Origin of the sequence: Pseudomonas sp. NFX15 (genome assembly GCF_049132105.1) — a bacterium.
Lineage (GTDB): Bacteria > Pseudomonadota > Gammaproteobacteria > Pseudomonadales > Pseudomonadaceae > Aquipseudomonas.
Genome location: NZ_JAFMPV010000023.1, coordinates 37,625 through 51,329, shown reverse-complemented (window position 1 = coordinate 51,329; position 13,705 = coordinate 37,625). Strand labels below are relative to the sequence as shown.

At 59.3% G+C, this 13,705-nt stretch carries 11 protein-coding genes and 1 pseudogene; 2 read left to right on the top strand and 10 right to left on the bottom strand.

The window, feature by feature from the left end; genetic code table 11:
• Window positions 1-53: 53 nt before the first annotated feature.
• Window positions 54-2,453 carry a sensor domain-containing diguanylate cyclase gene (locus J1D76_RS21395; RefSeq protein WP_421140340.1) on the bottom strand — a complete coding sequence of 800 codons (2,400 nt, stop codon included), beginning with the start codon at window positions 2,451-2,453 and terminating at the stop codon, window positions 54-56.
• Between the two features lie 211 nt (window positions 2,454-2,664).
• Window positions 2,665-4,935 carry a bifunctional 23S rRNA (guanine(2069)-N(7))-methyltransferase RlmK/23S rRNA (guanine(2445)-N(2))-methyltransferase RlmL gene (gene rlmKL / locus J1D76_RS21390; RefSeq protein ID WP_421140339.1) on the bottom strand — a complete coding sequence of 757 codons (2,271 nt, stop codon included), beginning with the start codon at window positions 4,933-4,935 and terminating at the stop codon, window positions 2,665-2,667.
• Window positions 4,936-5,465: 530 nt separating this feature from the next.
• Between rlmKL and rmf the strand changes: the two genes are divergently transcribed.
• Entirely contained in the window at window positions 5,466-5,681 is a 216-nt protein-coding gene (rmf, locus tag J1D76_RS21385) for a ribosome modulation factor (RefSeq protein WP_003223300.1), read from the top strand.
• Window positions 5,682-5,978: 297 nt separating this feature from the next.
• On the opposite strand, the gene J1D76_RS21380 is transcribed toward rmf, so the two are convergent.
• Window positions 5,979-6,998 carry a quinone-dependent dihydroorotate dehydrogenase gene (locus tag J1D76_RS21380; protein ID WP_421140338.1) on the bottom strand — a complete coding sequence of 340 codons (1,020 nt, stop codon included), beginning with the start codon at window positions 6,996-6,998 and terminating at the stop codon, window positions 5,979-5,981.
• Window positions 6,999-7,196: 198 nt separating this feature from the next.
• Between J1D76_RS21380 and J1D76_RS21375 the strand changes: the two are divergent.
• Window positions 7,197-7,793, top strand: a pseudogene (locus J1D76_RS21375) ((2Fe-2S)-binding protein); the annotation flags it as partial.
• 165 nt (window positions 7,794-7,958) lie between these two features.
• On the opposite strand, the gene J1D76_RS21370 reads toward J1D76_RS21375, so the two are convergent.
• The 7 genes from J1D76_RS21370 to J1D76_RS21340 form a co-directional block, all read right to left on the bottom strand.
• On the bottom strand, window positions 7,959-9,005 hold the full coding sequence (locus J1D76_RS21370) for an OmpA family protein (RefSeq protein WP_421140337.1): 1,047 nt from the start codon (window positions 9,003-9,005) through the stop codon (window positions 7,959-7,961).
• Between the two features lie 107 nt (window positions 9,006-9,112).
• Window positions 9,113-9,703, bottom strand: coding sequence for an RNA polymerase sigma factor SigX (gene sigX, locus J1D76_RS21365; protein ID WP_015096065.1), 591 nt, complete (start codon window positions 9,701-9,703; stop codon window positions 9,113-9,115).
• A gap of 91 nt (window positions 9,704-9,794) precedes the next feature.
• Entirely contained in the window at window positions 9,795-10,619 is an 825-nt protein-coding gene (locus J1D76_RS21360) for a mechanosensitive ion channel family protein (protein WP_034147984.1), read from the bottom strand.
• 2 nt (window positions 10,620-10,621) lie between these two features.
• Window positions 10,622-10,870, bottom strand: coding sequence for a hypothetical protein (locus tag J1D76_RS21355; protein ID WP_008048593.1), 249 nt, complete (start codon window positions 10,868-10,870; stop codon window positions 10,622-10,624).
• Between the two features lie 63 nt (window positions 10,871-10,933).
• Window positions 10,934-11,929: a zinc transporter ZntB gene (locus tag J1D76_RS21350; RefSeq protein ID WP_421140336.1), complete on the bottom strand. Its 996-nt coding sequence runs from the start codon at window positions 11,927-11,929 to the stop codon at window positions 10,934-10,936.
• Window positions 11,930-11,955: 26 nt separating this feature from the next.
• Window positions 11,956-12,444 (bottom strand): ribonuclease E activity regulator RraA, encoded by a 489-nt coding sequence (rraA, locus tag J1D76_RS21345; protein ID WP_421140375.1) that lies wholly within the window; start codon window positions 12,442-12,444, stop codon window positions 11,956-11,958.
• A gap of 140 nt (window positions 12,445-12,584) precedes the next feature.
• Window positions 12,585-13,574, bottom strand: a complete 990-nt coding sequence (locus J1D76_RS21340; RefSeq protein ID WP_421140335.1) for an alpha/beta fold hydrolase — start codon at window positions 13,572-13,574, stop codon at window positions 12,585-12,587.
• Window positions 13,575-13,705: the final 131 nt, after the last annotated feature.

The window sequence follows — 13,705 nt, the reverse complement described above, 5'->3', positions numbered from 1 at the left end:
ATTGATATTGGCTGGCAGGACGCTTTCGCTGGCAAGCCAGCGCCTGCAGGGGATCAGGTCATTTCGCCTTCGACCCGATCCCTGCCCCCCTGCTTCGCCGCGTAAACCCCCGAGTCCGCCCGCAACAGCAAGGCGTCGGCGCCCTCTCCGACCCGCCAACTGGCGATCCCGAAACTCGCAGTGACAATGCCAACGCCGTCGATCGGTGAACTGCGCAAGCCCTGCCACAATTGCTGGGCCAGCACATAGGCATGCTCGCGGCTGATGTCCGGGCACAACACCATGAACTCCTCGCCGCCCAAGCGGCAGAACACGTCGGTGCGGCGCAACCGGTGGCCGATACGTTCGCACACCGCCTGCAACACCCGGTCTCCCACGGCATGCCCGTGCAGGTCATTGATGCGCTTGAAATGGTCGATATCGAGCATGATCACCGACAGCTCACCGCCGCCGCGCTCGACCCGAGCCATTTCGGTGGTCAGGCGTTCCTGGAAATAGCGTCGGTTGTGGATGCCGGTCAGCGAATCGGTGACCGACAACGCACGCAATTCTTCCTCCACCCGCTTCATGTCGGAAATGTCCGAGATATAGCCGTGCCACAGCACTCCGCCACCCGGCAGTTCTTCCGGCGTGGCCTCGCCGCGCACCCAGCGCAGCCCCCGCAGCGGCAATTGCACGCGGTACTCTTCGCGCCAAGGGCTCAGGCTGTCCGCAGAGGCGCGGATCGAAGCCCGGACGCGGGTGGTGTCCTGCGGATGAATCCGGGTGAAGATCGACTCGGCATTCATCAGCAGCACGTCCGGTTCCAGCTCGTAGATTTCGCGAATGCCGTCGCTGGCGTAGATCACGCTGAAACGCCCATCGAACTCCATCTTGAACTGATAGATGCCGCCGGGCACGTGGGCGCTGAGTTTCTTCAACAGCAGGTCCCTTGCGGCAAGTGCTTCGTGGACCCGCTTGCGTTCGGTGATGTCGATGCACACCGCCAGGTGCCCGACCCACAGGCCTTGTTCGTCGAGCACCGGCGTGGCGAGCATGTTGACCATCAGATGGCTGCCATCGCCGCGCACCAGCGTCCACTCCCGCGTCTCATGACCGCCCTCCACATCGCCTTCGACCAGCATGGCGTGGCAGGACGGCACGGGTTTGCCATAGCGCGTACTCAGCTCCGCCGAACGCGCCTCGAGCTCCCGGGGCAGGTGCAGGTTTTCCAGGGTCATGTGCCCCACCACCTCGGCGCTGGTGTAGCCGAGCATCTGTTCGGCGCCAGCGTTGAAGGTGCTGATGACCCCGCGCAGGTCGGTGGCGATGATCGCGACCTGGGTCGCCGCGTTCAACACCCCACGCAATTGTCCGTGGGTGCCGCGCAGTTCCTGCTCGCGCTCGCGCAATTCCCCGGTGCGCTGCTCGACCAGCTTCAGCGCGCGTTGCCGCTGGCTGACCAGGACATACAGCAAGGCACTGAGCAACAGACTCAGCAACCCGCCCAGCACCACCACGCTGCTTACCGACGAATGGTTGGCTTGCAGGAAAGCTTCGCTGGGCAGGATATCGACCTGGTAATCATGGTCGGCCAGGCGCAACAGGCGTGTGGCGGACAGCTCGCTCACGGCCGGTGGATTGGGCGACTCGAACAGCACTTCGTGCTGGTCATTGGTGGACAAATCGAGGATGCGCATCGAGAGGTAGTCACGACTGGGCTCCGGTAATCCGTCCGCCAGCAGTTGACGCATGCTGATCACCGCCATCACGTAGCCGTAGGGCTTTGCCGACTTCGCATCCTGGCTGTTGCGCTGCGTCACCGGCGCGACCAGCAGCACGCCGCGGGCATACGCCGGCTCGACACTCACCAGACGCATCGGTTGCGACACCGCCAGCCCGCCATGCTGGTCGGCCCGTTCCAGCGTCGCGCGGCGCAATGGCTGGGCCAGCAAGTCGTAGCCCAGCGGCGAACCGAGTTTGCTTTGCGTCTGGCTGTAGAGTACCGCCACGTACTCGTCGCGCTCGCCCGCGAGCTTCAGTTGGCCGTTGCTATCGAGCTCACGCAGGCTGAAGTTACTCAAGCCTTCGTCGCGCACGCGGCGCTCAAACGCCGCCCGCTCGTCACCAGTGACCCGTTCCGCGTAGGAATAAGCCTGGGTGCGCAGCAGCAAAGGTTGGGTGTAGCCGTCGAATTCGGTGCGGGACACCGAATCGGAGTTGGCGAAAAACCGGCGCAAGCCATCGAGGCGCTGCTCCTGATCTTCGAAACGTTCTTCGATGCGGCTGTACCGCTCACTGGCCAAGAGCTGAAAACGTTGCCGCAATTGATGGTGAAACAGGTTCAGTGTCGACCAGGCGAGCAACCCCGTGAGCACGCCGCCGATCAGCAATACCAGCAGAGCGACCAGCCAGGCCGAGACATCTTCGCTGATAAAACCCAGGATCTTTGGGCGCACGGCGTGCAACGACATAGAACGCGACTCAAAACGCCAGGTGCGGGAAAGCCCTTTGGCCCTGAGTTGAGTTATAGCTATTAGCCACTAATTTGACCAGCGCTGATAGACCTGTAGGAGCGAGCCTGCTCGCGATGGTCAATAACGCTAACGCGTACTGTCTGAATACACGCGGCGCTTTCGGGTTCATCGCGAGCAGGCTCGCTCCTACAAGGGCTCATTGAGCGATTCAACGCGCCATGATTTTCCAGGCACGGTGGATCTTGGCGTTGCGCGTAAAATCCGGATCGAGGGTCTGGGCGCTGATCTCTTCCACCGAATAACGCTCGCCCAGATTGGCCTCCAGTTCGAACTTGCGGAAGTTATTCGAGAAGTACAACACGCCACCGGGCGCCAGGCGTGCCATGGCCAGGTCGATCAGTTGCACCTGGTCGCGCTGCACGTCGAACACGCCTTCCATGCGCTTGGAGTTGGAGAACGTCGGCGGGTCGATGAAAATCAGGTCGAACTCGTCACGACTGGCTTCCAGCCACGCCATCACATCGCCCTGCTCCAGGCGGTTCTTGTCGGAAAAACCGTTCAGCGACAGGTTGCGACGCGCCCAGTCCAGGTAGGTTTTCGACAGGTCGACGCTGGTGGTGCTGCGCGCGCCGCCCTTGGCCGCATGCACACTGGCCGTGGCGGTGTAGCAGAACAGGTTGAGGAAGCGCTTGCCGGCGGCCTCTTTCTGGATGCGCATGCGCATCGGCCGGTGGTCGAGGAACAGGCCGGTGTCAAGGTAGTCGGTGAGGTTCACCAGCAGCTTCACACCACCCTCATAGACCTCGACAAACTTGCCCTGCGCCGCTTGGCGCTCGTACTGCCTGGTGCCGCTCTGGCGCTCGCGGCGCTTGACGACCACACGGCTCTTGTCGATGTTCAGTGCCTGCGGAATCGCGGCCAGGGCATCGAACATGCGACCCGAAGCCTTTTCCGGGTCGATGGATTTCGGCGCGGCGTATTCCTGCACATGGACCCAATCGTGATACAGGTCGATGGCCATGGAGTATTCCGGCATGTCGGCGTCATAAACGCGGTAGCAGTCGATGCATTCCCGCTTGACCCACTTGCCCAGTGCCTTGAGGTTTTTCTGCAGGCGGTTGGCAAACATCTGCCCGCCTTCGCTCAGGCGCGGCTGCTCGATCACCGGGGCCGGTGCCGGCGTCGGTTTGATTGGGTTGCCGTTTTTGTTGAACTTGCGTTCCTGCGGCTCGTTCGGTGCCTGATCGTAAGCGGCTTGCTCACGCTCGACCTGACGCTGTTCCGGGGTGCGACGCTCGCCCGTGACGAACTGGTCCGGCAACACCTTGATCAGCAGCAACTTGCACGGCAAGGCACCGTTCCAGAACGAATATTGCTTGTGGCTTCGAATGCCCATGCGCTTGCCCAGGTCCGGCGCGCCGGTGAACACTGCCGCTTCCCAGTTCAGGCAGGCCTGACGCAGGCGTTCGCCAAGGTTTTGGTAGAGATAAAGCAGGCTCGCCTCATCGCCCAGACGCTCGCCGTACGGAGGGTTGCAGATGACCAGGCCTTTCTGGTTCTGGTCCGGGCGCGGCTCGAACGTCGCCACTTCGCCCTGGTAGATCTTGATCCACTCGCTCAGGCCGGCGCGTTCAACGTTGTTGCGACCCGGTTGAATCAACCGTGGATCGGCTTCGTAGCCGCGAATCCACAACGGCGTTTTCGCCAGGCCGGCCGACGCGCGCTCGGACGCTTCTTCATGGAGTTTTTTCCACAGCGCCGGGACGTGCCCGAGCCAGGCGGTGAAGCCCCACTGTTCGCGTCGCAGGTTCGGTGCGATGTCGGCAGCGATCATCGCCGCTTCCACCAGGAAGGTACCGACGCCGCACATCGGGTCAGCCAGTGCGCCGCCTTCGGCCGCGATACGGGGCCAGCCGGAACGGATCAGGATGGCGGCCGCGAGGTTTTCCTTCAGCGGCGCCGCACCTTGCTGCAGGCGGTAGCCGCGCTGGTGCAGGCTGTGCCCGGAAAGATCGAGCGACAGAATGGCTTCGCCGCGGTCCAGGCGCAGGTGAATGCGCAGGTCCGGGTTGAGCTTGTCGATGGACGGACGGTCGCCTTGCGGGGTGCGCAGTTTGTCGACGATAGCGTCCTTGACCTTCAGCGCGCCGAAGTGGGTGTTGTCAATACCCGAGCCGTGGCCGCTGAATTCGACGGCCAGGGTGCCGTCATTGAGCATATGGTCTTGCCACTCGATGTCCAGCACGCCGTGATAGAGGTCTTCGGCGTCCTTCATCGGGAAGCGCTTGAGCACCAGCAGCACGCGGTTGGCCAGGCGCGACCACAGGCACAGGCGATAAGCGGTTTCCATGGTGGCCATGCCGCGCACGGCAGAGGTGTGCTCCCGCGCTTCCTCAAGGCCAAGCCCGACGGCTTCCTCGATGAGCAGGCCTTCAAGGCCTTTGGGGCAAGTGAGGAAGAGTTCGAAATGATCGGACATGGAATTCATGAGCCTTTGGCTGAGTGACCGGGCAACGCATTGCCGGTCCGGTTTTCAATCAGGCGCTTTTCTCGAAGAGCGCCCGCGTGGCACGAACGTGTGCCGTTCCACCCTTGCTGCCCGGGTTAAATGAGCTTAGATGCAAGGACAGATAAAAAAGTTGATGCAACAAAATGTCATAAGTCGACCCTTCGTCGAATAGTGCTCTTGGGTAACAGGAGCCATTCTCACTAAAGGATTAACCCCATCATCCAGCGCGGGGCCGATCATACCGGGGTTTGTCCAATAAATACGTTAGAAAGACATTGTTACTTATGGCCATACCACGCTTTTCGTTACGCCCTTATGACAAAACGATCATTCCCTCGATGTGACGCATTGGTTAGAACTCAACACAGGTTGGCGCCGCAAATGACGTCAACACCTTGGCTCGTCACGCCGGCAACGAGCCCCCAACGGCAGAGTTTTTCTGCCAGACCTCGATAGAGGTCGACGCTACAAATACAGTCAACAAGTGAGGGCAATACCCTATGAGAAGACTTAAGCGTGATCCGTTGGAAAGAGCATTTTTGCGCGGATATCAATATGGCGTTGGTGGCAAATCCCGTGAGCTTTGCCCATTTACTCTACCGTCGGTGCGCCAAGCCTGGATTAACGGCTGGCGAGAAGGACGCGGCGACAATTGGGACGGTATGACCGGCACTGCGGGAATCCACAGACTCAACGAACTTCACGCCGTCGGCTAATTACAGGGCACAACACTGCGACACGACAATCTGATTTTGTACTGAATTAACCACGCACGTCCCATCCGGACGGCGGGCTCCGGCCCAGGGGCTCCTTTAAAGGAGCCCTTTTTTATGGTTCTTCATTTTCGACTCGGACGCGTCAGTCACTTGTAGGAGCTGGCTTGCCAGCGATGGTCGTTAACGATAACGCGTGTGAACTGAATAAACGCGGCGCACTTGAGTCCATCGCCAGCAAGCCGGCTCCTACAGTTTCCCGGGATTGCGTGAAGAACCACAAAAAAAGCCCCAGGCTGTTCAGCGCAGGGCGGCGATCGCGTCCACCGACTCACGAATCAACGCCGGGCCCTTATAGATGAAGCCCGAGTAGATCTGCACCAGACTCGCGCCAGCGCTGATTTTCTCCGCCGCATGCTTGCCTTCGGTGATGCCGCCGGCCGCGATGATCGGCAAGCGACCGCCCAGCTCCGCCGCCAGCACTTTAACGGTGTGGGTGCTCTTGTCGCGCACCGGTGCGCCGGACAGGCCGCCTGCCTCGTCACCATGTTCCATGCCCTCGACGCCGACACGGCTCAACGTGGTATTGGTGGCAATGACCGCATCCATGCCGGTTTCGATCAGCGCTTGGGCAACCTGCGTGGTTTCTTCGTCGCTCATGTCCGGCGCAATCTTGATTGCCAGCGGCACATGCCTGCCATGACGCAGCGCCAGTTCGGCGCGACGCTCGGCCAGATCGGCCAGCAATTGCTTGAGCGAATCACCGAACTGCAAGCTGCGCAGGCCCGGGGTGTTTGGCGAGCTGACGTTGACCGTCACGTAGCTGGCGTGGGCATACACCTTGTCCAGGCAGATCAGGTAATCGTCCACCGCGCGCTCGACCGGGGTATCGAAGTTCTTGCCGATGTTGATGCCCAGCACGCCCTTGTACTTGGCCGCGGCCACGCGGGCCAGCAGGTGATCGACGCCGAGGTTGTTGAAGCCCATGCGGTTGATGATCGCCTCGGCTTCCGGCAGGCGGAACAGGCGTGGCTTGGGGTTGCCCGGCTGCGGACGCGGGGTCACGGTGCCGATTTCGACAAAACCGAAACCCAGTTGGGCGAAGCCATCGATGGCCGCGCCGTTCTTGTCCAGGCCGGCGGCCAGGCCGACCGGGTTCGGGAAATCCAAGCCCATGACGTTCACCGGCTTTTTCGCCGGGGCCTTGCACAACAAGCCGTTGAGCCCAAGACGCCCGCCCGCGCCGATCAGGTCCAGGGACAGATCGTGGGAGGTTTCCGGGGAAAGTTTGAACAACAGCTGACGGGCCAGGGTGTACATGGGCGCGATGGACTCGATGGGCGGCGAAATGAGGCGGCGATTATAGCCGGGCAACGGGAGTGCAAGCGAGACGCGTGATCAAATCAACGCATCCGTACCCATGCCAACGAAGGAATGGGTGCACAGACAATGGCGTCGTCCCCGGCCTGCTCATGCAGGGGCTGGGTACGACGTTTTTTTGCAAGATGGACGCCATGAGAACTGTTCGCACCGATCGAGGGTGACGTTCAGCGGCATTTTGAGACGCTACGACCACTGTGTGAGGCGTTTTCCTACGTGAGCCTCAGCTTCGTTGGTCGTGAGCGCCCTGCCCTGCTTGTACGCGCTGCCAACACGTCAGCGCCTTCAGCGGGACTGCTGAGCGAAATCGATGAAAGCCTGGCACTCAATGAAGGTCCGGTTCTGGCGTATGACGACCCCCGACGGGCTATTGGCAAGCGGGTGCGAATCGAACAGGGCCGGATCACCGCCATTCGACTGGCCGGTGAAACCCTGGCCCAGTACTGGTTGCAGGGGCTGTGGCTCGAAGGTCACGCGGACGAGCAACTGCGGCGTTGGTTGCTGGCGCCGCTGAGCGCACCACCGGGCAACCTCGAGGCGCCCGCCAACGCCAACAAAATCCTGTGCAATTGCAAGAATGTCGGTCAAAACACGATCTGCGCCGGCATCAGCCGCGGCCTGGGCTTGCAGGACCTGAAGCAAGAACTGGGCTGTGGCACGCAATGCGGGTCCTGCGTTCCCGAAATCAAACGCCTGCTGGCCGCCAAGGCGCAGCCAGTGACCGTCGTCTTGTGAGGAAAACGCTATGAGTGCAAAAGTCTGGCTGGTCGGTGCGGGACCGGGCGATCCGATTGGCCAGTGACGGCGGCAGATCAGTCAGCGTAGCAGTGGCTGTTTCACCAAATCGCAGGCAAAGAAAAGCCCGGCCTGAGCCGGGCTTTTCTCAAAGCGGCGAGCTAATTACTTAGCTTTGGCTTCAACCTGCGCTTCTACGCGACGGTTAACAGCGCGACCAGCTTCAGTTTTGTTGTCAGCAACTGGGCGGGATTCGCCGTAGCCAACAGACTGAACGCGGGACGATTCAACACCGTACTGGTTGGTCAGAACTTGCTTAACGGCGTTTGCACGACGCTCGGACAGTTTCTGGTTGTAAGCGTCAGGACCGACGGAGTCAGTGTGACCTTCAACAGTAGTGGTGGTGGATGGGTACTGCTTCATGAAGTCAGCCAGGTTTTTGATGTCGCCGTAGCTGTTAGGCTTGACTACCGACTTGTCGAAGTCGAACTTCACGTCCAGCTCAACACGAACGACTTCAGCAACAGCTGGGCAGCCATCAGCATCAACAGTTACGTTGGCTGGGGTGTCCGGGCACTTGTCAACGTTGTCGCAAACGCCATCGTTGTCGCTGTCGGAGCACACTTCAGCTGGCGCTGGAGCTGCAGCAACAGGCTTGTTGCCGCCACCGAAGTTAACACCCAGACCGATCGACGGGATGTAGTCCCACTTGCCGTTGTCCAGCTTGTAGTCAGCTTCTACGCCAGCACGAGCGTAAACGTTTTCAACGAAGTAGTACTTAACGCCAGCACCAGCAGTCAGGAAAGTCGACTGGTCACGGCCGCTGTGGCCGTCAGCTTGAACGTTGCCCATGCTGCCGTGCTTGACACCACCTTGAACGTAAGGACGCAGAGCGTCGCCAGCGTTGTTGAAGTGGTACTGAGCGTTCAGACCGAACTGGTCGCCTTCGATTTTCTGGTGACCGGTACCGTTGTTCGAACGGGTGTAGTCATCAGCGTTGTAGGTCAGGTTCAACGATACGTCGTCGGTCAAGAAGTAACCGATGGAGGCGCCAGGAGTGTAGCCGTCTTCAACGTTCTTAACGCTGTCGTTGTACTTCTTCCCGTAGTTGAGCTCGCCTTCAACTGCGCCTTGGCCTTGTGCCAATGCGCCGAACGAAGTAGCGGCAATAAGAGTACCAATGGCCAAGCCCAAGGTGTTTTTCAGTTTCATCCGTTAAATCCCCATCTGGTGATTGTGAAGCAGTCCCGCAAACCGGGGGACAACTCGGCGGCAAGTCTAACAGAACTTGCCTACACGTAAGAGATATTTGCGCTGAACTAAGTTTCAGCAATGCCTGCAAATTTCTCACGCAGTTTATCTAGAGCGCGTTTGTACCGCATTTTTGTTGCACTCAAACCCATATGCATGATGTCTGCGATCTCCTGAAATTCCAACTCTGCGACAAATCGTAGCACCAGAATTTCACGGTCAATCGGGTTCACATACACCAGCCAGCGATCAAGTCCACCCTTTTCCTCGGGTTTTGGCGTCTTTTCTTCGGACGCTTCCTCAAGCGGGTCAAGACTCAATGCGTCCATCAAGCGACGCTTTCGCCGTTCCTTCCGATACTGTGTGATGCACTCGTTGTACGTGATGCTATATAGCCATGTCTTGAACTTCGATTTTCCCTCAAAGTTCTTCAGGCCATACAGCACCTTCAACATGACCTCCTGACAGACATCGTCTGCGTCGCGATCGTTCCCGAGATATCTTGCACACACGTTAAATAATGTTCGTTGGTAACGCCGCATCAGTTCTTCATAAGCGCGTGTTACGTGAAATAGCTCGGTATGCGAGCGCGCGACCAACTCCTCATCAGAGAGCTCGCGGGGGTCGTAGCGCATGGATAACGATTGGGCTTTATTCAAAACAAGTCGGGCCGACAGTCAGGTCAATGTCCACCGCAGCCTGCATCAGCAGGCATTTTTGCGGCGGCATACATTAGCAGGGTTTGCCGGGTTAGCGGCTACTCACATGCTGCTCAAGAAGGATCCGATTGGAAAGAGAGACTAGCTCACCTTCATCGGTCAGCAATGTGGTTTTAACCGTGCCGATCTCTTCGATCTGGCCTTCGACCTCGCCAACACGTACTTGTTGCCCAACCTGGTACAGCTCACGCACGTAGATTCCCGCAAGAATCTGACCGGCAATTTCCCGGCTTCCCAACCCCATGGCCAGCGCTACCGCCAGACCAACGGTTATCAACACAATCACGATCACATGGTTGAGCAGGTCAGTTTTTACCTCCAACTGGCTGATCGCAACCGAAATACTGATGATGATGACCAAACCTTGAGCAATTCGCCCAAGCCCAGAAGCATAGTCCAGTCCTACGCCTTCTGCCGCGCCGCGCACCAGTCCATTGGCCAGTTGCGCCAGCAAGACACCTACCAGCAACACCAGCGCCGCGCCGAATACTTTCGGCAAATACAACGCGAGCATATCCAGCGTAGCTGAAACTCGTTCAAGTCCAAGGGATTCTGCGGCAGAAACGAGAAAAATAAGCAGAACGAACCAATAGACTATTTTTCCGATCAAGGTCGAGATCGGTACCTGCAATCCGGCACGCGACAACAACTTGGTCAGGCCGGTGCCGCCCATCAGGCGGTCAAGGCCCAATTTGGCCAGCAACTTGGAGAGCAGCGTGTCCAGCAGCTTGGCCACGACAAAACCCAACAGCAGCACCACCAGTGCGCCGAACAGGTTCGGGATGAAGTTTGCAATCTTGGTCCACAACGCAGTCATTGCAGTGACGAGGCTCTGAGTCCAGAGATCAAGTTCCATATTCAATCAGCCTTATCAGCAGTGCGGGCAGCGGGTTTACGAAGACGGGAGACCGGCGCTACATGGGCCGAGCCGTTGTTCAGGGCGATCATCAGTGCGGGCAACCAACGCCCCAGCAGACTGAACAGATCACCGGCGCCGACCTGGCGATTGGCGGTTTTGAGCACGCGCCCCAGACACGCATCGTCGTCGCGCGTGGACGGTGAAGCGTTGAGCATGTCGCGTAGAGACTGTTCAAACGGATCGTGCATACGCACCTCTCGTGATGTCTGTGGGAGACGCGGTCAGTTTTCGTCGGGTCACATGAAATTCCTTCAGACCCAACGCAAACGTCGGAACAACCACCACTGCCCCAACGCCACCGACACCATCATCAGGCAGGCGATCAGGAACCCGTAAGGGCTGGCAGAAAACGGGATGCCACCGACGTTGATCCCCAACAAGCCGGTCAGGAAACTCATCGGCAAAAAGATCCCGGTGATAATCCCGAAGCGATACATCGTTCGGTTCATGCGCACGCTCAATCGCCGGTCTTCGGTCTCCAGCACCAGCCCCACCCGCTCCCGGGTCAATTCCAGTTCCTCGAGGTAACGGGTCAGGCTGTTGTTCAGTTCGTTCCAGTAATCACCATCGTCTTCGACGAACCAGGGCAATTTGATTCGCGTCAGTTGCCCGAAAATATCGCGCTGCGGAGCCAGAAAGCGCTTCAACGCAGCGGCCCGGCGACGGATCTGCAAAACTGATCCGTGCTCAGGAGTATACCGTTCGTCGGCATCCAGTTTTTCTTCTTCCTCATCGACCACTTCCGAGAGACAGCTGACCAGGTCCTGCACCTTATTGGTGAGGTACTGCGCCATGCACAGGATGAGTTCGGAGGCGGTTTTCGGTCCCTTGCCTTCGGACAGTTGCGCCAGCAACTCATCCGTGGCACGCAACGGACGCAAGCGCAGGGAAATGACACGCTGGGCTGAACCGAAGATCCGCACCGAAACCATGTCCTCCGGTTCGGCACCGGGGTTCAGGTTGACCCCGCGCAAAAATAGCAGCAGCTCGCTGTCGGAAAGCTGTAGAAGTCGCGGACGGGTGTTCTCCTCGAGCAGCAGGTCGCAGCTGAATTCGCTCAGGCCGCTGGATTTGCGCAGCCAGGTCTGGGTTTGCGGATGACTGCGATCCCAGTGCAGCCACAGGCTTTCGTAGGCCTGCAGCTGCAAATCGTCTAGTTCAGTCCGGGCAATCGAACGCGCGCCGCCTTTACCGTCCAGCACCAGGGCATGTACCAGCCCCCATTGCGCGTTGTCTTCCTCGAACATCCGCACTCCTTTAGTCAACCCGCGCTTTATTCAGGCATTTTCAGCGGGCTTGGCGAGATGATCACGCCGTTGTTGTCCGCATAGATGAAATGGCCCGGGTGGAAGGTCACACCGGCGAAGGTCACGGCAATGTTGAGGTCGCCGATACCGCGCTTGTCGGTTTTCATCGGGTGGCTGGCCAGCGCCTGAACCCCCAGGTCGGTTTGCGCGATGACGTCGACGTCACGGATGCAACCGTAGATCACCAGGCCTTCCCAGCCATTGCTGGCGGCTTTCTCGGCGAGCATGTCGCCCAGCAGTGCACGACGCAGGGATCCGCCACCATCGACCACCAGGACCTTGCCATTGCCCTTCAGTTCGACCTGCTCCTTGACCAGCGAGTTGTCTTCGAAGCACTTGATGGTCACGATTTCGCCGCCAAAGGAATCACGGCCGCCGAAATTGCTGAACATCGGTTCCAGCACCTGCACCAGTTCCGGGTAGGCGTCGCACAGGTCAGGCGTGAGGTAATGGATCATCGAGAAACTCCTGTAAAGAGGAAGACGACACGAACATCAGTGATGACTCAGTCACCGAAAGTGACCAGAACAGCTCAACGCGTCATATCTTAGCCGCAAGCCGACCGGAGCGAAATGCCCTTGTTAGAGCGCCAGGCTCAAACTGCCGCGGCCAAATCCGATTGCTCACCCATCAACGGCGTTTGCTGGTCTGCCAGCCAGCGCGTTACCAGCGGCCAGACCTCGGCCTGGGCGGGTTTGCTGACGAGCATTTCAACGTGGCCAAAATTGTCGGTAAAACCCTGATCCCGGCCCAGATTGATAAATTGCTTGTGCTCCGAGCCGAACTGCTCGAACAGTTTGCGGCACGCCCATGCAGGGTCCTGATGATCGCCCGCGGCACTGACGGCAAGTATCGGTAGCTTGACCTCGGCCAAACCGTCCCACCAGTTTTTATCGGCATCGCCAAAACGCCCGAACAGACCGAACCAACGCATGCTCTCCACGGCCAGGCCGATCGGCTCGTCCTCGGGGCCGCGTTTGAGCCGCGAGCCGGACAACTGCGCAAAACGCTTCAGGATGAAGCGACTGCCCCATTCCACCGGCGGAATCTTCAATGGCCAATAGGTACGGCTGACCTGAGTGCCGAAAAACGCCGCCGAAGCCACCACCGGCTCGCCGATGTACGCGCCGCCCAGCGCCGCCGCCAGTGTGGTACCGCCCAGCGAATGACCGATCCAGTGCGGAATCTGCCCACTTTGTTCGCGCACGAACGCACCGATGGCCGGCAGATCATAGCGCGCGTAATCGGCGACACGGTTCTTGCGGTAGTCGTGATTACGCTGGGACAAGCCGTGGCCGCGCATTTCCGGAATCCACACGTCGAATCCCAGGCGTGCCAGATAAGCGCCCAACCCCAGGCCCTTGGGGGAAAACCAGAACCGGCGATTGGAAAAGCTGCCGTGCAGCAGAATCACCGGCACGCCGCGCGAAGACGGCTCATCGGCCATGCCGAGGCGAGTTACCGCCAGCTCGACGGTGAAGTCAGGGCTGTTGCCGGGTTTCAAACGATACACATCTTCGCTCAGATCACCGCGCCGTTCGGCGCTGATCAGGGCGACAGGAAATAGGTTGCTGCTGCTTTGCATAATCTCTTGCACAAAAAAGGGCGGCATCCTGAAGGAGCCCGCCCTACTTGAATCTCAAAAGCAGTGCTCACCCACCACACTGCCAATCATTGTGGGAGCGAGCCTGCTCGCGATGGTCTTGAACGATGACG

Excerpts from the sequence above, each read along its gene's own strand:
- J1D76_RS21360 (WP_034147984.1), bottom strand. The coding sequence starts at position 10,619 with ATGGAACTTGATCTCTGGACTCAGAGCCTCGTCACTGCAATGACTGCG.
- J1D76_RS21370 (WP_421140337.1), bottom strand. The coding sequence starts at position 9,005 with ATGAAACTGAAAAACACCTTGGGCTTGGCCATTGGTACTCTTATTGCC.
- J1D76_RS21395 (WP_421140340.1), bottom strand. The coding sequence starts at position 2,453 with ATGTCGTTGCACGCCGTGCGCCCAAAGATCCTGGGTTTTATCAGCGAA.
- J1D76_RS21350 (WP_421140336.1), bottom strand. The coding sequence starts at position 11,929 with ATGTTCGAGGAAGACAACGCGCAATGGGGGCTGGTACATGCCCTGGTG.
- J1D76_RS21380 (WP_421140338.1), bottom strand. The coding sequence starts at position 6,998 with ATGTACACCCTGGCCCGTCAGCTGTTGTTCAAACTTTCCCCGGAAACC.
- rlmKL (WP_421140339.1), bottom strand. The coding sequence starts at position 4,935 with ATGTCCGATCATTTCGAACTCTTCCTCACTTGCCCCAAAGGCCTTGAA.
- J1D76_RS21340 (WP_421140335.1), bottom strand. The coding sequence starts at position 13,574 with ATGCAAAGCAGCAGCAACCTATTTCCTGTCGCCCTGATCAGCGCCGAA.
- rmf (WP_003223300.1), top strand. The coding sequence starts at position 5,466 with ATGAGAAGACTTAAGCGTGATCCGTTGGAAAGAGCATTTTTGCGCGGA.
- J1D76_RS21355 (WP_008048593.1), bottom strand. The coding sequence starts at position 10,870 with ATGCACGATCCGTTTGAACAGTCTCTACGCGACATGCTCAACGCTTCA.